This window comes from Streptomyces sp. DG2A-72 (assembly GCF_030499575.1).
Classification (GTDB): domain Bacteria; phylum Actinomycetota; class Actinomycetes; order Streptomycetales; family Streptomycetaceae; genus Streptomyces.
In genome coordinates, this window is the sequence record NZ_JASTLC010000001.1 from 1,771,249 (window position 1) to 1,794,327 (window position 23,079).

Sequence of the window (23,079 nt, forward strand, 5' to 3'; positions counted from 1 at the left end):
TGGGAACAAGCGCACGAATATGTGCCAACTCGGTGCGCTGCGGGCGAGCTTAGTCCGACCGGATCATCGCTGTGTCATATTCAGCAAGCACCTGAAATGGGGCGCGGGACAGGAGTAATCTCGGCCCCATTTACACGCTCAGAGATCATTCGCACACGATGCGTCACCACGTACGGCCGTACGAAGAACACTCACCGTGACGGGTGAAGATCGGCTTCCGTGGGCGGCGCTCAGATTCCGGCGATCCGCAGCGCCGCGTCCGCCGCGGCCTCGGCGAACACCGAAACGGGACGCTCGGGTTCGGAGCGGTGGACCAGGATGACGCCTTCGATCAGCCCGAACAGCAGATCCGTCCGCAATTCGAGCTCAGTCTTGGCGAGTTGGCCGCCGACGTCCGTGGCGGCGAGCAACTGCCGGTAGGCGTCCTTGAGTTCGGCGCGAACGGCATGGAAACCGGCGAACCGCTCGGCCCGCACCTCCGGCAGCAGATACAGGCCGCCGAGATTGTGCGGGCCGCCGCACAGCAGCTCCACGTCGGCGCGGCACAGCTCCCAGAGCCGATCCTCGGCCGGGGTGGTGTCGTCGGCGAGCAGTTCCCGCGCGTAAGTCAGCGACGGGGCGACCGTGGACTCCAGGAGCGCGGCGAGCAGTTCTTCCTTGCCGGAGACGTAGTGGTACATGGACGCCTGCCGCATGCCCGCACGCTCGGCGACGGCCCGGGTGGTGGTGGCCGCGTAGCCGCGCATGGTGAACAACTCGGCGGCGGCGGCGAGGAGTTCGTCACGCGGCTCGAGCCCGCTGTCGGGCCGCCGCTCGGCCCGCGGTCTGCCGACGCGTCGTCCCCTGCTCGTGCCCATCCGCCGATCCTCGCATATTGACGCAGGTCGCGATCTCTGTGAGGAATCGGTAACTGGGCGGAAGCACCCGGGCAATGCCGGTGACGCGCCCCGTGCCTAATTTCTGTCGAGCGACAGAAATCAAAGACACCGGAGCCGGAGGTCCGCGATGACAGCAGGGAAGGCAACAGCGACCACTTACGGAGCCCGTGCGCATGCGCGCGCCCAGGAGGGCACGCGTACCGAGGCCATGCCTGTCGTCCCGGCCACCGACTGGCCCGAGCCGCCTCGCGAGGCGGGCCGGCTGGTGTGGGCGGAGACGGTGGCGGGCGGCAACTACACACACCGGGCGCTGGCCCGCGGCACCGAGCTGCTCCTGACCGACCTGCGCGGCGACGCCTGCGCGCATCTGCTGCTGTACGTCGCCGACCGGCCGTGGGAGCGGCTGAACGTCGCCGACACGGTCAAGGTCCAGTGGAACGCCTACCTCGGCGAGGGCCTGCTACTCCTCTCCGACCAGGGCCGCGTCCTCGCCTCGCTGATCGCCGACACCTCCGGGCGGCACGACGCGCTCTGCGGCACCTCCACCCTCGTACGCAACACCGAGCGGTACGGCGACGGTGCCCCGCAGTCCGGCTCACCGGCCGGACGTGAGCTGTTCAAGCTGGCCGCCGCGAAGCACGGCCTCGAACCGCGCGACCTGCCGCCGTCGCTGTCGTTCTTCCAGGGCGTGGAGGTGCGCGAGGACGGCGCCCTGGACTTCACCGGCTCGGCCGGCCCGGGCGGCAGGGTGACGCTGCGCGCCGAGCAGGACGTCACGGTGCTGATCGCCAACGTGCCCCATCCGGTCGACCCGCGGGACGACTACGTCAGCACCCCGCTGGAGGTGCTCGCCTGGCGCGCCGAGCCGACCAAGGCCGGCGACCCTCTGTGGGACGCCTCCCCCGAGGGCCGCCGCGCCTTCCTCAACACCGCCGAATTCCTTGCCGCGAGGGGGCTCGCATGAAGACCGTCGTTCCCGCACGCGCCGCCTGGTCGTCGGTCGTCCGGACAGGCGAGACACTCACCATCACCGACCTGCACGGCAACCAGGCCGTCGACTTCCTGGTGTACGACGCCCACGACACGTCGGTCCGCTACAGCGCGCCCGACACGATCCACGCACAGGGCAACATCTTTCTCACCACCGGCAGTGTGCTGATGTCCAACGAGCACACGCCGCTCATGACCGTGGTCGCCGACGACGTGGGCCGGCACGACACGGTCGGTGGCGCCTGCTCCAAGGAGTCGAACACGCTCCGGTACGGCCACCACACCTGGTCGCAGCACGCGTGCGTGGACAACTTCCTGGCGGAGGGCTCGAAGTACGGGCTGGGCAAGCGGGATCTGGTCTCCAACATCAACTGGTACATGAACGTGCCGGTCGAGAAGGACGGCACCCTCGGCATCGTCGACGGCATCTCGGCACCCGGCCTCTCCCTCACCCTCCGCGCCGAACGCGATGTGCTGGTCCTCGTCTCCAACTGCCCGCAGATCAACAACCCTTGCAACGGCTTCGCTCCGACGGCGGTGGAGATGACGATCGGGGAGCCCGCGTGAGCTTCGAGACGCTGCTGGTCGCCAACCGCGGCGAGATCGCCGTACGGATCATCCGCACGGCCCGCGAACTCGGTCTGCGCACCATCGCCGTGTACTCCGACCCGGACCGCTCGGCACCGCACGTCCGGCTGGCCGACCAGGCGGTACGGCTGGGCCCGGCGCCCGCGAAGGAGTCGTACCTCGATGTGGACCTGGTGCTGAAGGCCGCCAAGGACACCGGCGCGGGCGCGATCCATCCCGGGTACGGCTTCCTGTCCGAGGACGCGGCCTTCGCGCGGCGCTGCGAGGACGCCGGGATCGTGTTCGTGGGCCCGACGCCAAAGCAGCTGGAGCTGTTCGGCGCGAAGCACACGGCACGGGCGGCGGCGCAGGCCGCGGGGGTGCCGCTGGCGCCGGGGACGGGGCTGCTGGGCTCGGTCGAGGAGGCCTTGGAGGCAGCCCGGGCGATCGGTTATCCGGTCGTGCTCAAGGCGACCGGCGGGGGCGGCGGTATCGGTATGTCGGCCTGTCGGTCCGCCGGTGAACTGGCCGAGGCCTGGGAGCGGGTGCAGCGCGTGGCCGCCGCGTCCTTCTCCTCCGCCGGTGTCTTCCTGGAACGGCTCGTCGAGAACGCCCGCCATGTCGAGGTGCAGGTCTTCGGCGACGGCGCGGGGAAGGTCGTCACCTTCGGCGACCGGGACTGCTCGCTCCAGCGACGCAACCAGAAGGTGCTGGAGGAGGCGCCGGCGCCCGGGCTGCCGGACCATGTGCGCGACCAACTGGCCTCCAGCGCCCGCGACTTGTGCGCCTCGGTCGGCTACCGCTCCGCCGGAACCGTCGAGTTCGTCTACGACGCCGCCCGCGAGGAGGCCTGCTTCCTGGAGGTCAACACGCGCCTCCAGGTCGAGCACCCGGTCACCGAGGAGATCTACGGCGTCGACCTGGTCGCCTGGATGCTGCGGCTGGCCCGCGGCGAGAACGACGTCGTACGCGACCCGGGCGCGCCGCGCGGTCACGCCGTCGAGGCACGCCTGTACGCGGAGGATCCGAGCCGTGAACACCGGCCCGGCGCGGGCCTGTTGACGCGGGTCGAGTTCCCGCCGGGTGTGCGGGTGGACGGCTGGGTGGAGACGGGTACGGAGGTGACGACGGCGTACGACCCCCTGCTGGCGAAGGTCATCGCGTACGGCCCGGACCGGGAGCATGCTCTGCGGCGGCTCGACGCGGCGCTGGCCCGCACACGGGTCGACGGCATCGAGACCAACCTGGGACTGGTGCGGGCGGCGCTCGCGGACCGGGAGTTCGGTGCGGCCCTGCACTCGACGGCCGCCCTCACGCGGGTGAGCGATCCGACCCCGCGCATCGAGGTCGTCTCCGGCGGGCTGCTCACCACGGTGCAGGACTGGCCGGGCCGCACCGGCTACTGGCAGGTCGGCGTGCCGCCGAGCGGCCCGATGGACGACCGGTCGTTCCGGCTGGGCAACCGGGCGCTGGGCAACCCCGAGAGCGCGCCCGGGCTCGAATGCACCCTCCAGGGACCGGCGTTGAGGTTCACGCAGCCGACGACCGTGTGCGTGACGGGTGCTCCCGCGCCGGTGACCGTCGACGGTGCGCCGGTCGCGCCGTGGGAGCCGGTGACGGTGCCGGCGGGGGCCGTACTGGAGGTCGGGGCCCCTACGGAGCACGGTCTGCGGACGTATGTGCTGTTCGCGGGCGGTCTGGACGTGCCCGGGTTCCTGGGCAGCGCGAGCACGTTCACGCTGGGCCGGTTCGGCGGGCACGGGGGCCGGGAGCTGCGGACGGGCGATGTGCTGCACGGGGGGACGGTCGCGGACGGCACGCCCGTACCGCTCGACGACCGCCCCGCCTTCGGCACCGTATGGCACGTCGGTGCGGTCGAAGGCCCGCATGCGGCACCGGAGTTCTTCACCGAGGAGGACATCCGGGACTTCTACGCGGCCGGCTGGAAGGTGCACTTCAACTCGGCGCGGACGGGTGTGCGGCTGGTCGGTCCGAAGCCGCGCTGGGCCCGCACGGACGGCGGTGAGGCGGGCCTGCATCCGTCCAACATCCATGACACGCCGTACTCCGTCGGCTCCGTCGACTACACGGGCGACATGCCCGTGCTGCTGGGTCCGGACGGGCCTTCGCTCGGCGGGTTCGTGTGCCCGGCCGTGGTGCTGAGCGCGGAGCGGTGGAAGCTGGGGCAGCTGCGGCCGGGCGATACGGTGCGGTTCGTGCCGGTGGATGTGGACGGGGCGGGGCGGGCGGAGATCGTGGACGGTGGGGTGCTGGCGCGGGACCGCGATGTGACATTCCACAGAAGCGGCGACGACAGCCTGCTCGTCGAGTTCGGGCCGATGCAGCTGGACCTCGCCCTGCGCATGCGCGTCCACGCGCTGATGGAAGCGATCGCCGAGGAATCCCTCGACGGGATCACGGACCTCACACCGGGCATCCGCTCCCTCCAGATCCGGACCGACCCGCGACGGCTCCCCCAGCACGAACTCCTCGCCGCCGTAAGGGAAACGGTCTCCTCGCTCCCGCCCTCCGACGAACTCGTCGTCCCCTCCCGCACCGTCCACCTCCCCCTCTCCTGGGACGACCCGGCGACCCGCGAGGCCATCGCCCGCTATATGGCGGGCGTGCGCGACGACGCGCCCTGGTGCCCGTGGAACATCGAGTTCATCCGCCGCGTCAACGGACTCGACTCGGTGGCGGACGTGTACCGCACGGTGTTCGACGCGGAGTACCTCGTACTCGGCCTGGGAGACGTCTATCTGGGCGCGCCCGTGGCGACCCCGCTCGACCCACGGCACCGGCTGGTGACGACGAAATACAACCCGGCGCGCACCTGGACCGCCGAGAACTCGGTCGGCATCGGCGGGGCGTATCTGTGCATCTACGGCATGGAGGGCCCGGGCGGCTATCAGTTCGTGGGCCGTACGACCCAGGTGTGGTCGCCGTGGCAGCAGCGCGGTGCGTTCGAGCCGGGGTCGCCGTGGCTGCTGCGGTTCTTCGACCGGATCAAGTGGTATCCGGTGGGTGCCCAGGAGCTGCTGGAGCTGCGAGCCGACATCAAGTCCGGGCGCTTTGTGCCACGCATCGAGGAGGGCACCTTCTCACTCGCCGAGTACCAGGCCTTCCTCGCCGAGAACGCCGCGTCCATTGCCGAGTTCCGGGCCCGGCAGGGTGCCGCGTTCGCGGCGGAGCGGGACGCGTGGGAGGCGGCGGGCGAGTTCACGCGGGCTCAGACCGCGGTGGCGCCCGCGGCACCGGCGGCCGAGGTGCGGGTGCCGGCGGGCGGCCGACTCATAGAGGCCGAATTCGCCGCGTCCGTCTGGCAGTTGAACGTCGGGCAGGGAGACGAGGTGAGCGCCGGGCAGCCGCTGCTCGCGCTGGAGGCGATGAAGATGGAGTCCAGGGTGCACGCGCCGGTCGACGGCGTGGTGACCGAGATCCTGGTCGGGCCCGGGGACCAGGTGGAGGCCGGGACGGCCCTGGTCGTCCTCGCGCCCTCAGCAGACTGAGGAGCACAAGCAATGCCGACCGTCATGTCCCGTGTTCGCGCCGCCTACGCCCGTATCGAGGCCGTGGACCGCCCCGAGATCTGGATCGACCTGCGGCCACGGGAGGAGGCCGAGGCGGAGGCCGCCGCGCTCGACGCACGGGTGGCCCGCGGTGAGCGGCTGCCTCTCGCGGGGCGCCTCTTCGCCGCCAAGGGCAACATCGACGTGGCCGGGCTGCCGACCACGGCGGGCTGTCCGTCGTACGCCTACCGGCCGGAGGCGGACGCTCCGGTGGTCGCCCGGCTGCGTGCGGCCGGTGCGCTGGTCCTGGGCACCACGAACCTGGACCAGTTCGCGACGGGCCTGGTGGGCACCCGCTCCCCCTACGGCGCCGTGCGCCATGCGTACGACCCGGCGCGGATCAGCGGCGGTTCCAGTTCCGGATCGGCGGTCGCCGTGGCGCTGGGCTTGGTCGACTTCGCCCTCGGCACGGACACCGCGGGCTCGGGCCGGGTGCCGGCCGCCTTCAACGGCATCGTCGGCCTCAAACCCACCCGTGGCCTGGTCCCGACGGAGGGGGTCGTCCCGGCGTGTGCCTCGCTCGACTGCGTGACGGTGCTCGCGCGGACGCTCCCGGAAGCCGAGCACGCGATGTCGTACATGACCACGCTGCCCCAGCAGCTCCCCCAACGCCCGCCGGGCCCCTGGCGGATCGCGGTCGCCTCGCCGCGGCAGCTCGGCGAGCTGGATCCGGGCTGGGCGGAGGCGTACGAGGCGGCCGTACGGCAGGTCGTCGAGGCAGGCGCGGAGGTGCGGACGATCGACCTCACCCCCTTCACGGAAGCCGCCGCGATGCTCTACGAGGGCGCCTTCGTGGCCGAGCGCTACACCGCCGTGGGGAGTTTTATCGACAAGTTGCTCTCCGAAGGCGGCGCCGGTCTCGATCCCACCGTCGCCGGCATCATCACCCGCGCCCGCGACATCCCGGCCCACCAGCTCTACGCGGACCAGGAGCGGCTCGCTGCCCTGCGTGCCCAGGCCGAAGCCGAACTCGCCGACGCGGACGCCCTGTTGCTGCCCACCACACCCGGCCACCCCACCCTCGCCGAGGTCGCCGCCGATCCCCGGGGTGCCAACGCCCGCCTGGGCCGCTTCACCAACTCCACCAACCTGTTCGACCTGGCGGCGGTGGCCGTCCCGGCGGGCGAGGTGAACGGCCTCCCCTTCGGCGTGATGCTGATCGGCCCGGCGTTCACCGACGAGCGGCTGGCGCGGATCGCCGGGCTGCTGCAGCCGGAAATCCGGCTCGCGGTCGTCGGCGCCCATCTGTCGGGCCAGCCCCTGAACCCGCAACTCCTCGCGCTGGGCGCCCGGTTGGACCGTACGACCACCACCGCCCCCGTCTACCGCCTGCACGCACTCGCGACCACCCCGCCCAAGCCGGGCCTCGTCCACGTCAGCGAAGCCGGCGCCGCCGTCGAAACCGAGGTGTGGCGCCTCCCGGCCGAAGGCCTGGGCCGCCTGCTGGCCGCACTCCCCCGCCCGATGGCGCTGGGCAGCGTCGAACTGGCCGACGGCAGCCACGTCCCCGGTTTCCTGTGCGAGCCGGGCGCGCTCGACGGGGCGGCGGACATCACGTCGTACGGGGGCTGGCGCGCGTATCTCAGCGCGTCGGGCGCTATCGCGCCCTGAAGGGGCGCGGGGCTGTATCGATATGCGGCTCCGCCGCGTGGGCGCGACCAGCCACGACGGGCCGGCAGACAAACGACAGCCCATCGCGGAGCGCTCCGCGCAGCCGCCGCTTTAGCCTCGGTCACGACCATCGGAGGCCGCAGCACCCTGCCCGCTCACCAGGGAACCCCAGGCCATCCCGGGGATTCAGGGAGGACGCCTCCGATGACCAGCTCGCCCCCGCCCACCCCACCGGACAGCAGTCGTACGACCCGTGCGCTCACCGCCCGGCCACGCCTCACCCTTCTGCTCGTGCTGCTGCTCACCGCGGCGGCCGTGCTGCTCGGCAAGGGGGTCGCGGACCGGCTCGGCAGCGGTGGCTCACAGATCCCGGGCTCCGAATCGACTTACGCCACCGCTCAGTTGGAGAAGCGCTTTCCCGCGTCCCAGCCGAATCTGCTGCTGCTCGTCAGCGCGGAGAACGGCGTCGACGACCCGAAGGTGACCGCCGAAGCCCGCTCCCTCGCCCGGGATCTGGCCCAGGAACCCGGCGTCGGCGGCGTCGTCTCGTACTGGGACGGCGACAACGGCAAAGACCCGGCGCTGCGTGCGAAGGACGGCGGCGAGGCGCTGATCACCGCGCATCTGAGTGGCAACGAGGATGCGGTCGACGACACCCTCAAGGCGCTGGAGCCGCGTTACGGCGGCGAACACGGTGTGGTGGACGTGGAGTTGGGCGGTCCGGCCGCCGTGCGGCACGCCTCGCAGGAGGTGATCGCCGAGGATCTCGTCCGGGCCGAGATGATCGCGCTGCCGCTCACCCTCGTCCTGCTGGTGATCGTGTTCGGCAGCGCGGTCGCGGCGCTGCTGCCGCTGCTGGTGGGGATCGTGGCGATCCTCGGCACGAACGCGGTACTGCGGATCGTCACCGAGTTCACCGATGTCTCGGTGTATGCGCAGAACCTGACGACGGCACTGGGGCTCGGGCTCGCGATCGACTACGCCCTGCTCATCGTGCGACGCCATCGCGAGGAGCTGGCGGCGGGGCTGGAGCCCCGGGCGGCGGTGATCGCGACGCTGCGGACGGCCGGCCGGACCGTGCTGTTCTCCGCGCTGACCGTCGCCGCGTGTCTGGCGTCGATGTTCGTGTTCCAGCAGTACTTCCTGAAGTCGTTCGCGTACGCCGGGATCGCCGTCGTACTGATCGCGGCGGCGGCCTCGTTGATCGCGCTGCCTGCGGTGCTGGTGCTGCTCGGCCACCGGGTGAACGCGCTGCGGGTGCCGCTCGCCCGGAAGGAGACGGGAGAACCCGGTGCGGCATGGGGACGGCTCGCCCGGCTCGTGATGCGCCGTGCCCCGTACTTCCTCGTCGGTACGGTGGCCGTCCTCGTGGCCCTCGGGCTGCCGTTCAAGGACGTCCACTTCGGCACGGCGGACGACCGGCAGCTGCCCGAGTCCGCCGGTCCGCGGGTCGTGCAGCAGCAGCTGAGGGAGGAGTTCCCGGCGAGTCCGGGCAGCGCGCTCAGTGTGCTCATCGAGGGTTCCACGGACCGGGCGGCGGTCGCCGAGTACAGCCGTCAGGTGTCCGCGCTGCCGCATGTCGTCCAAGTGACCGGTCCCGCCGGGCAGTTCGTGAAGGGTGCGCGGGCCGGTGCGGGCGAGCAGCCGGGGTACCTCACCGTGATGCACTCGGGTGAGGCCACCTCGCGCTCCAGCCTGGACCTGGTCGACGAGATCCGTGATGTCCCGGCGCCCTTCGACACCTCGGTGACGGGTCCGGCCGCCGTCCTCGCCGACACCCAGGACGGCACCGCCGAACGCCTCCCCTGGGCGCTGGGCATCATTGTCGCCGCCACCCTGATCCTGGTCTTCCTGTTCACCGGCAGCGTGCTGCTGCCGGTCCTCGCGATCCTGCTCAACGCCCTGAGCCTGACCGCCATGTTCGGGGCGATGGTGTGGGTTTTCCAGCAGGGCCATCTGTCGGGGCCGCTCGGCTTCACGCCCACGGGTGACATCGAAACCGCACTCCCCGTGCTGATGTTCTGTGTGGCGTTCGGACTCTCCATGGACTACGGGGTGTTCCTGATCTCCCGGATCAAGGAGGAGTACGAGACCGGCGGCGACCACCGGGCCGCGATCGCTGACGGCATCCGGCGCACCGGCGGGCTGATCACGGCGGCGGCGCTGATCCTGGCCGTGGTGATGGTCGCGATCGGCACCTCACGGGTCACGAACATCAAGATGCTGGGCCTGGGCGTGGGGCTCGCGGTGCTGATGGACGCCATGGTCGTGCGCAGCCTGCTGGTACCCGCCGTACTGCGGCTGACCGGCCGGGCCACCTGGTGGGCGCCGGGCGCGCTGCGGAAGCTGCACCGGCGCGCGGGAATGACCGAAAACCCCGCAGACACACGCGAGTTGGTGACTCAATAGCACCAACACGGCTTCTGTGGCTGAGCGTTACCATACATCTACCCTCCGCACAAATCCCTCACAAAACAGCCATGGGGCGGGGCTACACTCCGGGCCACATGTGGCGGACCTGCTGTCCGCGTCTGCCTGGGGGGTGGATTGATTCGGATCCTGCTGGCCGAGGACGTCTCCATGGTGCGTGGTGCCCTCGTGGCGCTGCTCAACCTGGAGCCCGACCTGGAGGTGGTCGCTGAGGTCGAATCGGGGGACAAGGTGCTCGACGCCGCGCTCGTCTCCCGGCCCGACGTCGCGGTCCTCGACCTCGACCTGCCCGGCACCGACGGCATCACGGCGGCGGCGCAGCTGCACGAGCGGCTGCCCGGCTGCCGTACCGTCATCCTCACCAGCCTCGGCAAGCCCGGCACCCTGCGCCGGGCCCTGGCGGAGCGGGTCACCGGATTCGTCCTGAAGGACTCGCCCGCCTCCTATCTCGCCGAAGTGGTCCGCAAGGCCGCCGAAGGTGAGCGGGTCGTCGACCCGGAGCTGGCGCTGTCCGCCTTCTCCGACGGCGAGTCGCCGCTCACCGAGCGCGAGACGGAGATCCTGCGCTGGGCGGCGCGGGGCGCCGACGCGACGGACATCGCCGAGGCGCTGCACCTGTCCGCGGGCACCGTGCGGAACTACCTCACCTCCGTCGTCGCCAAGCTCAACGCGCGCAACCGGCTGGATGCGGTGCGGATCGCGCAGGAGTCGGGCTGGTTGCTGTAGCCACCCGAGCTGCGCCGCCCGAAGTGCGCTACCCGAAGTGCGCCGGCGCCTCCGCGGTCACCCGGTACCACCCCCGTTCGTCGGTGTCCACGGTGAGCCGGCCGCCGATCGCCGCGAGCCGCTCGGCGAGGTTGGCGAGACCTCCCGAGCCGCTGCCCTCCAGACACGGGAAGGGACCCGAACGCACCGCCCCCGCCCCGTCGTTGGTGATGACCAGCCGCACGAACCCCCCGTCCGTGCGCCGGGTCTCGATCCGGCACTCGGTGGCCTTGCTGTGCCGGACGATGTTGGTGACGCCCTCCCGCAGCACCGTCGCCAGGACCGTTCCGACGGGCCCCTGGCTCTCGCAGCGCAGGTCCACGCCGGTGCGGATGTCGGCCGCGGTGAGCAGTGAACGCGCCGACTCGGCCTCCAGGGTGAGCGACAGATCGCGGTAGCCGCGCGCCACGGTGCGGACGTCGGACAGCGCCTGGCGGGCCACCACCAGCAGTCCGTCCAGCTCCTCCCGGGACCGCTCGGGGTGCTGCCGTACCAGCCGCTGGGCGAGGTCTCCCTTGAGGGTGATCGCGGAGAGGCTGTAGCCGAGCAGGTCGTGCAGGTCGCGGGCGTAGCGGCGGCGCTCCTGCTCGACCGCGCGCCAGGCCAGCATCTCCCGCTCCTCACGGGCGGTCAGCACCAGCCGGCTCAGACGGGCGGTGCCGTACACCACGAGGGCGACCACGGCGGTGGACCAGCCCGCGTACAGCCAGTTCGCGGGTCCGGCGCCCTCGCCGATGGCGGCGGCGCACCCCCCGGCGACGGCGAGCGCGGCGAGCACGCGGCCCGTGCGCGCCGCCACCGTCAGCAGCAGTGAGCCGGCGAAGTATCCGGCCATGCCGGGCCACACCGGTCCCGGCGCGACGACGGGCAGGAAACCGAGGACGCCTTGCGCGGTGAGCGTCAGCCCCAGCCGGTGCCCGTGGATCCGGCGCCGTACGGGCAGGCTGAGCAGCAGGAACAGGACATACGTCCCGATGAGCGCGGCCACTGAGAGCGCGGCGGCGGCCGGGCCCGGGTCCTCGGCGGCGATGGCGCATACGCCCAGAGGCAGGAACACGACAGGAACGATCAGGACGGCGCGCGTGGCGTGCTCCGGCGCGGTCGGTGTGGCGGTCGAGCGCTCGGGCATGCCAAGCGCCCGTTCGGCCGGTGCGGGCATCGGACTCCCCCAGAGTCTCCCCAACTCAGGTCCAGACGGGGCGGATGGTAGGCGAGGCGGAGTCCCGGCCGACAGTGCGCATCTGTACCCCGCCGTAGTGCGCCATATCACCCATGTGGGTGCGTGACGGATTCACATCGCCTTCGTGCCGAGGTCACTGGTGCCCGGCGCACACCTGCTGCCACCGTCAAAGGGGCATTCCACGCGGGGTGCGGTACCACTGGGGGGAAAACGTGATGGACATCGCCTTACTCGGACCACTCGGCGCTCGGATCGGGCAGGCGTCAGTCGTCCCGAGCGCCGCGAAACCACGCAAGGTCCTGGCGCTGCTCGGGCTCGACTGCGGGCGCCCGGTGAGTGTTTCGATACTGGTGGACGAGCTGTGGGGGGACCGGCCGCCGCGTTCGGCCGAGGCCACGCTCCACACGTATGTGAAACAGCTCCGCCGGCTCATCGCACAGGCTCTCGAACCGGACGCGCCCCGAAGGGGCGCGGGGAACTGCGCGACCAGCCACGACGGGCCGGCAGACAAACGACAGCCCATCGCGGCACGTCCCGCAGAGCGCCTGGGCCCTCGGGACCTGCTGCGGCGCGTCCCGGGGGGCTATCTGCTCGATGTCCCCGCCGAGTCGACGGACGCCGCCCGCTTCGAACACCTCGCCACGGCGGGGCGGCAGGCGATCGAGAAGGGCGTGGACGACGAGGGCTGTGCGCTGCTGATGCGGGCGCTCAGGCTGTGGCGGGGCCCCGTACTCGCCGACGTGGAGCCGGGGTTCGTGCTGCGGGCGGAGGCCTTGCGGCTGGAGGAGCTGCGGATGGCGGCCCTGGAGGAGCGCTTCGACGCGGAGCTGCGGCTCGGTCGGCACCGGGTCGTGCTCGGTGAACTCGCCTCGCTCGCCTCCCGGTTCCCGCTGCACGAGGCCCTGCACGCGCAGCTGATCCTCGCCCTGCACCGCAGCGGCCGCTCCTGGCAGGCCCTGGAGACGTTCCGCGCGCTGCGCCGCACCCTCGCCGACGAGCTGGGCCTCGAACCGTCGTCCCGGCTGCGGGAGTTGCACGAGGCCGTGCTGCGCGGGGATCCGGCGCTGGACAGCGAGGGGACCTGGTTGCCGCGACCATTGGCGGCCCGGTGACGGAGTACCTGTCGCGTCCACCGCGTCCCGGCGCGGCCGGCCGGCTGCTGTGCTTCCCGTACGCGGGCGGGGGCGCCTCCGCCTACGTCCGCTGGGAGCGGGGGCTGGCCCGGCGGGGCGCCGCGGTGGACGTCCTGCCGGTACGGCTGCCCGGCCGCGAGGGCCGGATCGCCGAACCCCGCCACAGCGAACTGGCCCCGCTCATCGTCGAGTTGGACGCGGAGCTCAGCCCCGTGCTGGACGCGGACGGGCCGCCGGTGCTGCTGTACGGGCACAGCATGGGCGCGCTGCTCGCGTACGAGGTCGTACGGCGTCGTCAGTCGCGCGGTGCCCGGCTGCCGAGTGCCGCGCTGCTCGCCGCGTACCGCGCCCCGCACCTGCCCCCGCCGCGCATCGGCGGCCCGGACGCGTCCGACGAGGAGCTGACCCGGGAACTGGCCGCGCTGGGCGGGCTGCCGCCGGTGCTGCTCGGGCATCCGGAGTGGCTGCTGGCGCTGCTGCCGATAGTGCGGGACGACCTCCGGCTGTGCGCCGACGCGGAGGGGACGGCCGATCGGGTGGACGTCCCGCTGCATCTGTTCGCCGGGGAGACGGACGAGTTGGTGCCGCGTGGGGAGGTCCGGGAGTGGCGGATGTGCGCGGCCCGCGGCTGGGAGCTGTGGACGGTGCCGGGCGGTCACTTCTTCCTCCGCACGCACGAGCCCGCGCTGCTCGACGTGGTGGCGGCGGTGGTACGCCGGTACCTCACGCCGCCGCATCCCGCACCGGCTGAGCCACCGCATCCCGTACGCCGGCCGGAGCCCGACCCCGCCGCCTCCGCACCCGAAGGACCCTGATCGCCGTGACCCCGCCGGCCGCGGTCAGCGGCACGTCGGCCCAGAACGTCCAACGCCAGTGGGACGCGGGCACGCAGGCCCCGGCGACCAGCCCCGCCGTCACCCCGGCGAGCAGCACGGCGCCCCACACCACCAGCAGCCGGTTCGTGTGCACCGGCACCACGAGCAGCGCGGCGGCGGTCAGCGCGGCCGCCCCCGCACCCTGCGCCGCCCGCAGCGCGAGGAAGGCCCCGGCATCCGGTACGAGCGTGCAGGCGACGGAGGCCTGCGCGAACAGCCACAGCCCGATGAGCAGCATCACCAGCGGCCCGGTGCGCCGGCCGAGACGCCGAGCGGGCAGCACGAGGGCACCGAGCCCGACGACGTAGGCGATGACGGCCCAGGGCAGCCAGGTCGTCGGCAACCCGTTCGCGGCATGCAGTTCGGCCCCGAGCACGGCGACGACCGCTCCGGCACCGGCGATGACGAGCTGATGCAGGGCGAGGGCGGCGAGAAGCACCGGGCCCTGCCGCTCAGGCCCGCAGCCCGCACCGGTGCGACGGCTGCGCTCGGCCGCGTCGGAGCCCGCGTCGCCGACCCGCCTCACCACAGCCCCGCCACCCGGCTCCTCAGCCCCTGACATCCTGCTGCACCTTGGCCACCCGCTCCCCCGGCTTCTGCACCTGGAAATACGCGCCCGCGAGGACCTTGTGGGTGAGGCGTTCGCTGTGGTCGACGGCTCGGTAGAGGGTGCGGCGCCAGCCACCGCCGAGTCGGCCGCCGAGGGAGAAGAGGCGTTCCTGGCGCAGTTGGAGAGCGCGGGAGCGGGCGACGGAGGCCTCGCGGGCGCGCTGGAAGCGGTCGGTCGCGTGGGTGAGCGCGGCCGGGCCCTCAGGGAGCGCGTCCTCCAGGAGCGGCGCCAGCGTCACCGCGTCGATGATGGCGTGGTTGACGCCCTGGCCGAGGATCGGCGTGAGGGTGTGCGCGGCGTCGCCGATGAGGACGAGGCCGGGGGCCGACCAACGCGGCACCACGGTCGTGAAGATGTCGAGCATGGATGTGTCCGACCAGCCACGGATGTGGTTGCGAACGGTGTCCGACAGTTCGGGTGCGAGCAGATCGAGCCGCTGGTGCAGCAAGGGCAGCCCGTGCTTACGGATCTCCTTCAGGCCACCCTTGGGAATGTTGAACCCGACGCGCACACTGTCGGGCCGGGTCGGGATGAACAGCCCGTGCTGGTCGCCCCGGATGCGCACCCGGTACGTACGGTCGTCCCAACTGTCGTACGGAAACGGCAGCTTGAGCCAGACGACGTCCCGGTCGAGCGGCATCACCTGCGCGTGAAGCCCCGACATCTCCCGCACCTTGCTGAACCGTCCGTCCGCGCCGACGGTGAGCGTGGCGTGGACGGTCGTCGCGCCGTCGGGCGTGCGGGCCCGTACGCCGGTGACCTTGCCCCCGTCCCGGAGGAGCTCCGTGGCGGTCGCCCCCTGGATCAGCGTGAACGAGGCGTGTTCGGCGCCGGCTTCGGCGAGCGTCGACAGCAGGGTGTGCTGCGGCAGCTCGACCGGGAAGGGGTGCGGGTACTGGAAGCGGTCGAAGTCGGCGCGGAGCACGGTGTGCCCGGAGTCCTCGATCTCGAACCGGTGCATCTGGACGTAGGCGCCGTCGAGCCGGTCGAGGATGCCCAGCTCGTCGAGGAGCCACACCGAGTCGGGTGACACGGACTCCCCGCGGAACGAGCGGTTGAAGTGCTTGGACGCCTCCAGCACGACGACGTCGACCCCGCGCCGGGCGAGTTCCACGGCGAGGGTGAGCCCGGCGGGCCCGCCACCCACCACACAGACCTGGGTACGCAGTTCACGCCCTGTTTCGTCCATCGTCCCGCCTTCCCTGGGCCGTACGGTCGAGGCCCACCCTCCGCAGCCGGCCTTGCGCCCGCCTTGCGTGTCCGCGGCCCGCACAAGGGACCGTTAAGGCGCGGCTCGCAGGCTCCCTGGCATGACCACCGAGACGACGGCGGCGGCCGGTCCACTCGACCGGCTGCGCTTGATGCACTCCGACGGCAGCCTGGCGGCACGCCGGCACGATCTGCCCGCGCTGCTCGACCGGCTGGCCACCGGCGACGAGCCGGAGGCGGCGCTGCGGACGGCGGGACGGCTCATCGGATCCGTCCGCGACCAGCTCGCCGGGGCCGGGACCGAGACGCTCACCGTGTCGATCGACGGCAGCGGCACGCTGGACGGCCTGGTGCCTTCGCTGACCGCGGAACTGGCCCGGCACCGCCTGCTGCTCAGCCCGCTCACCGGTGACCACGGCGCCTGGGTACGGGCCCTGCTGGACGCAGACAGCCCCGTGTACGCGCCCGGCACCGCCCTCGCCCTGTGTGTGCTCGACGCCTCGGTGGTCTTCGACTCACTGCCGACGCCCTGGACGGCGAAGGACGCCATGGCGGCGGCGCGGGACTTCCTCGCCCGCCTCGACCACCTCACCGCCCACCACGCCCGTCACGGCCAAGGCACCCTCGTCCTCAACACCCTCCCGCTCCTGCGCGAGCACACCCACCAGCTGGTCGACCACCGATCGCGTGCCGAACTGAGCACGGCATGGCGGGAGTTGAACGCGGGGATCCTCCGGCTCGCAACCACCCACCCCCGCACCCACACCATCGACCTGGAGCCCCTGGCGAACGCGAGCGGCCCGGTCCGCGACACCCGCCTCGCCGGATACGCCCGCGCCCGCCTCGGCTCCGACCTGCTCGCCGGGTACGCCCGCGAGGTCGCCCATCTGGCCCGCACCCTGCGCGGCCGTACCAAGAAGGTCCTGGTCCTGGACGCCGACAACACCCTGTGGGACGGCGTCCTCGGCGACGCGGGTCCCGAGGGCATCGCCGCCGCGTCCACTCTGCGCGGCGAGGCGTTCGGCCGGTTCCAGCGGGTGATACGGCAGCTCGGCGCCCAGGGCGTGCTGCTCGCCGTCTGCTCCAAGAACGACCAGGAACCGCTCGCCCACGTCCTGCGTACCCACCCCGACATGGCCCTGTCCGAGGACGACTTCACCGTCGTACGAGGGGACTGGGGGCCCAAGGACGAGGGGTTGCGGGCGATCGCCGAGCGGCTCGGGCTCGGGGTGGACAGTCTCGTCTTCGCGGACGACTCCCCGTTCGAGCGGGCGCAGGTCTCGGCCGCGCTGCCGGACGTGTCGGTCGTACCGCTGGACGACGAACCGGCCCTGCACGCCGAACGCCTTCTCGCCGACGGCTGGTTCGACGTGCCGGAGCTGACGGAGACGGACCGGCAGCGCGGCGCGCAGTACCGCAGCGAGGGCGAGCGGCGGGAGCTGCTGGAGAGCGCCGAGTCGTACGAGGACTTCCTCGCGCGCCTCGAAGTGGCCGTCGAGGTGGCGCCGCTGCGACCGCACGAGGTGGCCCGGGTCGCCCAACTCACCCAGCGCACCAACCAGTTCAATCTCGCGACGCGCCGTATGACGGCGGACGAGGTGACCGAGGCGGCCGAGTCGGGGCTGGTCCTCACCGTCTGCGCCCGTGACCGGTTCGGCGACAACGGCCTGGTCGGGGCGGTGTTCGTGTCGTATGAGGACGACGGCTGGCGTATCGACAACGCGCTGCTCAGTTGCCGGGTCTTCGGCCGTCGTATCGAACATGCGCTGGTGGGCGGGGTGCTGGCACTGGCTGCCCGGGAGGCCGGGGTGGCCGTGGTGCGCGGGCGGTTCCGGCCCACCGCGAAGAACCACCGTTTCGCGGACTTCTATCTCTCGCTCGGCTTCGAACCGTACGGCCCGCCGCAGGCCGACGGGACGGCCGAGTACCGGCATGCACTGCGGGACCTGCCCGCTGTGCCGTGTCACATCACACTCACCGTGACAGGGGGACGGCCGTGACCAGCACACCGCTCCGCTTCGCACCGGCGCAGGCGGACACGTTCACCCGCGTCGTCCTGGAGCGCGCCGCCGCGCACCCGGAGCGCACCGCGTTCATCTACCTCCCGGACCGCTCGGACGCCACCGAACCCGAGCAACTGACCTACGGAGACCTGGACATACAGGCGCGCAGCGTGGCGGCCTGGCTGCAGGAACGGCGCGCGACCGGCCGCCCGGTGCTGCTGCTGCATCCGCCGGGCCCGGAGTTCCTGGCGGCGTTCGCGGGCTGCCTGTACGCCGGAGCCGTCGCCGTACCGGCCCCGCTCCCCACGGACCAGGGCGAGCAACTCGCCCGCGTGGGCGGCATATTGCGGGACTCGGATGCCGTGGCCGTCCTCACGACGTCCACGTACGCGCCCCTCCTCCAGGCCTGGCTGGACTCCCTCGAACTGCCCCACGTCCACACCCTGGCCACCGACGCGGCAGGCCTCACTCACGCCCCCGACCCGGAGCAGTGGCGCGCGGCGACCGTCCGCCCGGACGATCTCGCCTTCCTCCAGTACACCTCCGGCTCGACCAGCGACCCCAAGGGCGTCATGGTCACCCATGCCAACCTGCTCGCCAACGAGGCGGCGATCCACCGCTGGAGCGGCACCAGGGAGCACATGGTCGTCGGCGGCTGGCTGCCGCACTACCACGACCTCGGGCTGATCGGTCATCTCCTCCAGCCGCTGTACGCGGGCGGCGTCGCGGTCCAGATGTCGCCGCTGTCGTTCCTGAAGCGCCCCCGGCGCTGGCTGGAGATGATCGGCACCTACCAGGTCGAGGGGTCGGGGGCGCCCGACTTCGCGTTCGAGCTGTGCACCCGGCGTATCACCGACGAGCAGTTGGAGCAGCTCGACCTGTCCAGCTGGCGGGTCGCCCCGAACGGCGCCGAGCCGGTACGCGCCGAAACCCTGCGGACCTTCGCCGAGCGGTTCGCCCCGGCCGGCTTCCGCGCCGAGGCGTTCACCCCGTGCTACGGCCTCGCGGAGACGACGCTGCTCGTCACGGGCGCCGACGCGGCTGCCGACCCGACCGTTCTGACCGTCGACTCCGCCGCCCTCGAACAGGGCGTCCTGGCCGAGGGCGAGGACCGGACCCTGGTCTCCAGTGGCACCGTCCGCGACTGCGAGGTGCGGATCTGCGACCCGGAGACGGGCGGCGAGCTGCGGGACGGGCGGGTCGGCGAGGTGTGGGTGCGCGGGCCGAGCGTCACGGCCGGTTACTACGGCAACCAGGCGGCCACCGCGGAGTGCTTCCGCCCGGACGGCTGGGTGCGCACGGGCGATCTGGGCGTCCTGGACGGCGGCGAGCTGTATGTCACCGGCCGGATCAAGGAGGTCGTGGTCCTCGCGGGCCGCAACCTCTACCCGCACGACGTCGAGCGTGCCGCCAGGGCCGCCGATCCCTCGCTGGCCCGGGGCGCGGGCGCCGCCTTCGGCGTCACGGCGGGCGACCGCGAGCATCTGGTCCTGATCCTGGAGGTCCGTCTCGCGGCCGTCCCCGACGGGGACCTGCACCAGGTCGCGACCGCCGTCCAGCACACCCTCGGCCGGGAGTTCGCGCTCCCCGTGGGCAGCGTCCTGCTCGTCCGCCCCGGCTCGGTCCGCCGCACGACCAGCGGAAAGGTCCGCCGCGGGGTGATGCGGGAGCTGTTCCTCAAGGGCGAGGTGACACCACTGTACGAGGTGCTGGACCCGGCGGTCCGGGCCGTACGGGAGGGCACTTCATGACGGAGCACTCCCCCTACCGTCTCGCCGAGGAGCTGGAGCACGCCCTCGGCGACCCCACCGACCCGCGCACCACGTTCTCCTACGCCACCTGCCTGGACCTCGACGCCCGCGAGGAGTTCCCGGACCAGATCTGCCGGGACCTCGACGCCTGGGGCCTGCCCGACTACTACGTGCCGGTCCGCCACGGCGGCCGGCTGCGGGACTACGAGCATGCGCTCCAGCTCGTCCGGACGGTCGCCCGGCGCGATCTGACGGTGGCCGTCGCGCACGGCAAGACGTACCTGGGCGCGGTGTGCGTGTGGGTCGCGGGCAGCGACGAGCAGGCTGCTCGGCTCGGCGCGGACGTGCGTGCCGGGGTGCCGGTCTCGCTCGCGCTCACCGAACGGGCGCACGGCAGCGACCTGTTGGCGGGTGAGGTGACCGCGCACCGGACCGACGGCGGCTGGCGGCTGCACGGCGAGAAGTGGCTGATCAACAACGCCACCCGCGGCACCCTCCTCTCCGTCCTGGCCCGCACGGACCCGGCGGGCGGCCCCCGCGGCTTCAGCGTCCTGCTCACCGACAAGCGTGAGCTGGCACCGGCCGCGTACCGCTCCCTGCCCAAGGTGCCCACGCACGGCATCCGCGGCGCCGACATCTCCGGGATCGTCCTGGACGGCGCCCAGGTGGGCCCGCACGCCCTGGTGGGAGCCGAGGGCACCGGCATCGAGACGGTACTCAAAGCCCTCCAGCTCACCCGCACCATGTGCGCCTCCCTCTCCCTCGGCGCCGCCGACCACGGTCTGCAGATCGCCCTCGGCTTCGCCCGCGAACGCCGCCTGTACGGCCGTAGCCTCGCCGAACTCCCGCAGGCACGGCACGTGTTGGCGTCCGCAGCGGCCGACGTCCTCGCCCATGAGGCACTCGCGCTCGTCGCGTCCCGCATGGTCCACACCGCCACGGACGAGCTGTCGCTGATCGCGGCGGTGACGAAGTACCTGCTGCCGACCGGGACGGAAGACGTGCTCTCCGCACTCGGCGGGGTGCTCGGGGCGCGGGCGTTCCTGGTGTCGGGGCAGGGCGTCGGACCGTACGGCATGTTCCAGAAGGTCGAACGCGACCATCGGATCGTCGGCCTCTTCGACGGGAACACGCTGGTCAATCTGACCTCGCTGGTGCAGCAGTTCCGTTCGCTGATACGGCACTGGAGGCGCGGTACGGCCGACCCCACCCCCGCACTCGCGGCCTGCGAACTGGCCGTCCTGCTCCCGGAGTTGGAGCCGTCGCGGCTGTCGCTCAAGGCACGGAACGGCAGTTCACTGCTGGCCGCGCTGCCGGGGTGGGTCGAGGAGCTGCGGGCCGCGGAGCAACCCGCCCTGAAATGCGCGGTGGACGCGGCACTGCGTCTGCTGGAGGTCACCGATCGGCTGCACGACCGGATGGCCGACTTCGCCGACGTGGTCGCCGATGTCCCTGAGGACGCCTTCGACCTGGCCCGCCGCTACTGCCTGTGCGTCACGGCCGCCGCCTGTCTCGGGCTGTGGGTGGGCAACACGCGCGGCGCCGCCGGGGAGGAGGGGCTGTGGCGGGACGGGGTGTGGCTGCGGGCCGTGCTGGACCGGCTGCTCGTACGGCTGGGTGAGGAGCCGGCGGACGCCGGTGACGCGTACGACGAGCTGCTGGACGAGGCGTTCTCCGCGTATGAGCGTGGGCGGCTGTTCTCGCTGCTGCGGCTCGATTTGATGCGGAGGGCCATGTAATGCGTGACCTGAGAGGCCCTGACAAATTCGGCTACGGTTCTGCAGCCCCGCAAAGGGGCGCGGGGAACTGCGCGACCAGCCACAACGGACCCGCGGACGATCAACCACCCATCGCCGAGCGGGCCGCCGCGCTCGCGCAAGCCTTCGGGGACCCCTACGACCCGGAAAACCCGCTCGGCCAACAGCAGTTGTCCGCGGCCGGCGAACGCGGTGAGCTGAGCACGGACGGCGAGGCGCTGCTCGACGCGTTCGGGCTCGGCGCCGAGTACGTGCCGGTGGAGCTGGGCGGCCGACTGGTCCGGCTGGACGGTCTGGTGCGGGTGCTGCGCGAGGTCTTCCGCCGGGATGTGGGGCTGGGCCTCGGGCACGGAGTCACGTCGTTCATGGCGGCGGTGAACGTCTGGGCGGCGGGCTCGCCCGAGCAGCGTGACCGGCTCGCGCGGCTGCTGCCGGCCGGCGGCAAGGTGTCCGTCGCTTACCACGAGCTGGCGCACGGCAACGACTTCCTGCGCATGGACTTCACCGCACGTCCGGGGCGCGGCGGTTACCGCCTGTTCGGGGCGAAGGAGGTCATCAACAACGCGGACCGGGCGCGGGCCTGGGTGCTGTTCGCCCGTACCGACCCGGCGCCGGGCAGCCGCAGCCACTCGGTGCTGCTCGCGGGCCCGGACGAGTTGCCGACGGACCGCTGGCAGCCGCTGCCCCGCTACCGTACGGCGGGCGTGCGCGGCTGCCGGATCTCCGGGCTCGCCTTCCGGGACTGCCTGGTGCCCGCGTCGGCCCTGGTCGGCGAGGAGGGGCGGGGCGGCGAGGTGGCGCTGCGGTCGTTCCAGGTGACGCGGAGCGCGCTGCCGGGGATGGCGATCGGGACGGCGGACAGCTGTCTGCGGACGGTGCTGCGGTTCGCGCTCGGACGGCGCCTGTACCGCCGTAACGTCATCCAACTCCCGCACGCCGCCGCCGTGTTGACCAACGCGTTCGCCGACCTGCTGCTCTGCGACAGCCTGTCGCTGGCTGCCGCGCGCACGGTCCATCTGCTGCCCGAGCAGGCCAGTGTCACCTCGGCGGCCGTGAAGTACCTGGTGCCGAAGCTGCTCACGGACAGCGTGCGCGAGCTGTCGGTGGTGCTCGGCGCCCGGTTCTACGTCCGCGAGGGCGAGCACGCCGCTTTCGGCCGGCATGTGCGGGACCTGCCGGTGCTGTCGCTCGGCCACGCGGGACCGACGGCGTGCCTGGCGACGCTGGTGCCCCAGCTGCGGAGGCTGGCGACCGCACCTCAACTCTCCGGCATTGATGGGCTGTTCACGGTCGAGGACGACGACGTCCCGGCCGGGATCCCCTTCGACCGGCTCACGCTCACCGCGACCGGCGACCCGCTCACCGCACTGCTCATGGACACGGACGCACCGGTCCAGGATCTGCTGCGGGACCTGGCCGCGGAGTTGGCCGACGTCCACCGCGCCTGCCGTGCCCTGCCTCCGGCCGACCGCACTCCGCTCGCCTCCCCGGCCGCGTTCGCCCTGGCCGCACGGTATGCCGAACTGCTCGGCGCCGCTGCCGCCGTCGGCGTTTGGCACAACGCCCGCGGCGGGTTCCTCGCGGACCCGGTGTGGCTGGGCGCGGCCCTGCACCGCTCGGCGCGCCGCCTGGGCCTGCGGGAGGGCGGGATTCCCGCAATGTACGCGCAGCCGCTCCGGGCCGAACTGCTCCGCAGATACGAGGAGTCGCGGCCGTTCGATCTCTACGACGCCCACGCGTGAACCCTGCTG

Annotated in this window: 16 protein-coding genes; 12 read left to right on the plus strand and 4 right to left on the minus strand. The window is 72.3% G+C overall.

Translation table 11 applies throughout. The annotated features are described in order from the left end of the window. Positions 1 to 230 precede the first annotated feature (230 nt). Complete coding sequence (locus QQY66_RS08585; RefSeq protein ID WP_301978501.1) at positions 231 to 857, minus strand: TetR/AcrR family transcriptional regulator; 627 nt, start codon at positions 855 to 857, stop codon at positions 231 to 233. Between the two features lie 148 nt (positions 858 to 1,005). Between QQY66_RS08585 and QQY66_RS08590 the strand changes: the two genes are divergently transcribed. From QQY66_RS08590 to QQY66_RS08615, 6 genes are all read left to right on the plus strand, one after another. After that, positions 1,006 to 1,842, plus strand: coding sequence for an urea amidolyase associated protein UAAP1 (locus QQY66_RS08590; protein ID WP_301978502.1), 837 nt, complete (start codon positions 1,006 to 1,008; stop codon positions 1,840 to 1,842). Then, positions 1,839 to 2,435 carry an urea amidolyase associated protein UAAP2 gene (locus QQY66_RS08595; RefSeq protein WP_301978503.1) on the plus strand — a complete coding sequence of 199 codons (597 nt, stop codon included), beginning with the start codon at positions 1,839 to 1,841 and terminating at the stop codon, positions 2,433 to 2,435. The genes QQY66_RS08590 and QQY66_RS08595 overlap by 4 nt, the downstream gene beginning before the upstream one ends. Further along, positions 2,432 to 5,944, plus strand: coding sequence for a 5-oxoprolinase/urea amidolyase family protein (locus QQY66_RS08600; protein ID WP_301978504.1), 3,513 nt, complete (start codon positions 2,432 to 2,434; stop codon positions 5,942 to 5,944). The genes QQY66_RS08595 and QQY66_RS08600 overlap by 4 nt, the downstream gene beginning before the upstream one ends. Positions 5,945 to 5,956: 12 nt before the next feature. Further along, entirely contained in the window at positions 5,957 to 7,615 is a 1,659-nt protein-coding gene (atzF, locus tag QQY66_RS08605; protein ID WP_301978505.1) for an allophanate hydrolase, read from the plus strand. Between the two features lie 204 nt (positions 7,616 to 7,819). Beyond that, a complete protein-coding gene (locus QQY66_RS08610) occupies positions 7,820 to 10,024 on the plus strand; it encodes an MMPL family transporter (RefSeq protein WP_301978506.1) in 2,205 nt (734 codons plus the stop codon). Between the two features lie 138 nt (positions 10,025 to 10,162). Beyond that, on the plus strand, positions 10,163 to 10,771 hold the full coding sequence (locus QQY66_RS08615; protein ID WP_301978507.1) for a DNA-binding response regulator: 609 nt from the start codon (positions 10,163 to 10,165) through the stop codon (positions 10,769 to 10,771). 28 nt (positions 10,772 to 10,799) lie between these two features. On the opposite strand, the gene QQY66_RS08620 is transcribed toward QQY66_RS08615, so the two are convergent. Beyond that, the gene (locus QQY66_RS08620) at positions 10,800 to 11,969 is read right to left on the minus strand and encodes a sensor histidine kinase (RefSeq protein WP_301978508.1); all 1,170 of its coding nucleotides are present in this window, start codon (positions 11,967 to 11,969) and stop codon (positions 10,800 to 10,802) included. A gap of 236 nt (positions 11,970 to 12,205) precedes the next feature. On the opposite strand from QQY66_RS08620, the gene QQY66_RS08625 reads away from it, so the two are divergent. Together QQY66_RS08625 and QQY66_RS08630 are read left to right on the plus strand one after the other, a co-directional pair. Then, the gene (locus QQY66_RS08625; RefSeq protein WP_301978509.1) at positions 12,206 to 13,102 is read left to right on the plus strand and encodes an AfsR/SARP family transcriptional regulator; all 897 of its coding nucleotides are present in this window, start codon (positions 12,206 to 12,208) and stop codon (positions 13,100 to 13,102) included. After that, the gene (locus tag QQY66_RS08630; protein WP_301978510.1) at positions 13,099 to 13,938 is read left to right on the plus strand and encodes a thioesterase II family protein; all 840 of its coding nucleotides are present in this window, start codon (positions 13,099 to 13,101) and stop codon (positions 13,936 to 13,938) included. The genes QQY66_RS08625 and QQY66_RS08630 overlap by 4 nt, the downstream gene beginning before the upstream one ends. On the opposite strand, the gene QQY66_RS08635 is transcribed toward QQY66_RS08630, so the two are convergent. Beyond that, positions 13,847 to 14,560, minus strand: a complete 714-nt coding sequence (locus QQY66_RS08635) for an MFS transporter (protein ID WP_301978511.1) — start codon at positions 14,558 to 14,560, stop codon at positions 13,847 to 13,849. The genes QQY66_RS08630 and QQY66_RS08635 overlap by 92 nt on opposite strands. Next, complete coding sequence (locus QQY66_RS08640; RefSeq protein ID WP_301978513.1) at positions 14,547 to 15,797, minus strand: FAD-dependent oxidoreductase; 1,251 nt, start codon at positions 15,795 to 15,797, stop codon at positions 14,547 to 14,549. The genes QQY66_RS08635 and QQY66_RS08640 overlap by 14 nt, the downstream gene beginning before the upstream one ends. A 121-nt stretch (positions 15,798 to 15,918) precedes the next feature. Here QQY66_RS08640 and QQY66_RS08645 point away from each other — a divergent pair, with 121 nt between their 5' ends. Genes QQY66_RS08645 through QQY66_RS08660 form a run of 4 tightly spaced genes read left to right on the plus strand, consistent with a single transcriptional unit; the run spans position 15,919 to position 23,070 of the window. Further along, on the plus strand, positions 15,919 to 17,817 hold the full coding sequence (locus QQY66_RS08645) for an HAD family hydrolase (protein WP_301978514.1): 1,899 nt from the start codon (positions 15,919 to 15,921) through the stop codon (positions 17,815 to 17,817). Further along, positions 17,814 to 19,571, plus strand: coding sequence for a fatty acyl-AMP ligase (locus QQY66_RS08650; RefSeq protein WP_301978515.1), 1,758 nt, complete (start codon positions 17,814 to 17,816; stop codon positions 19,569 to 19,571). Before QQY66_RS08645 ends, QQY66_RS08650 begins: the two co-directional genes overlap by 4 nt. Further along, positions 19,568 to 21,310, plus strand: a complete 1,743-nt coding sequence (locus tag QQY66_RS08655) for an acyl-CoA dehydrogenase family protein (RefSeq protein ID WP_301978516.1) — start codon at positions 19,568 to 19,570, stop codon at positions 21,308 to 21,310. Before QQY66_RS08650 ends, QQY66_RS08655 begins: the two co-directional genes overlap by 4 nt. Beyond that, positions 21,310 to 23,070: an acyl-CoA dehydrogenase family protein gene (locus tag QQY66_RS08660; RefSeq protein ID WP_301978517.1), complete on the plus strand. Its 1,761-nt coding sequence runs from the start codon at positions 21,310 to 21,312 to the stop codon at positions 23,068 to 23,070. Before QQY66_RS08655 ends, QQY66_RS08660 begins: the two co-directional genes overlap by 1 nt. The last annotated feature ends 9 nt before the right edge of the window (positions 23,071 to 23,079 follow it).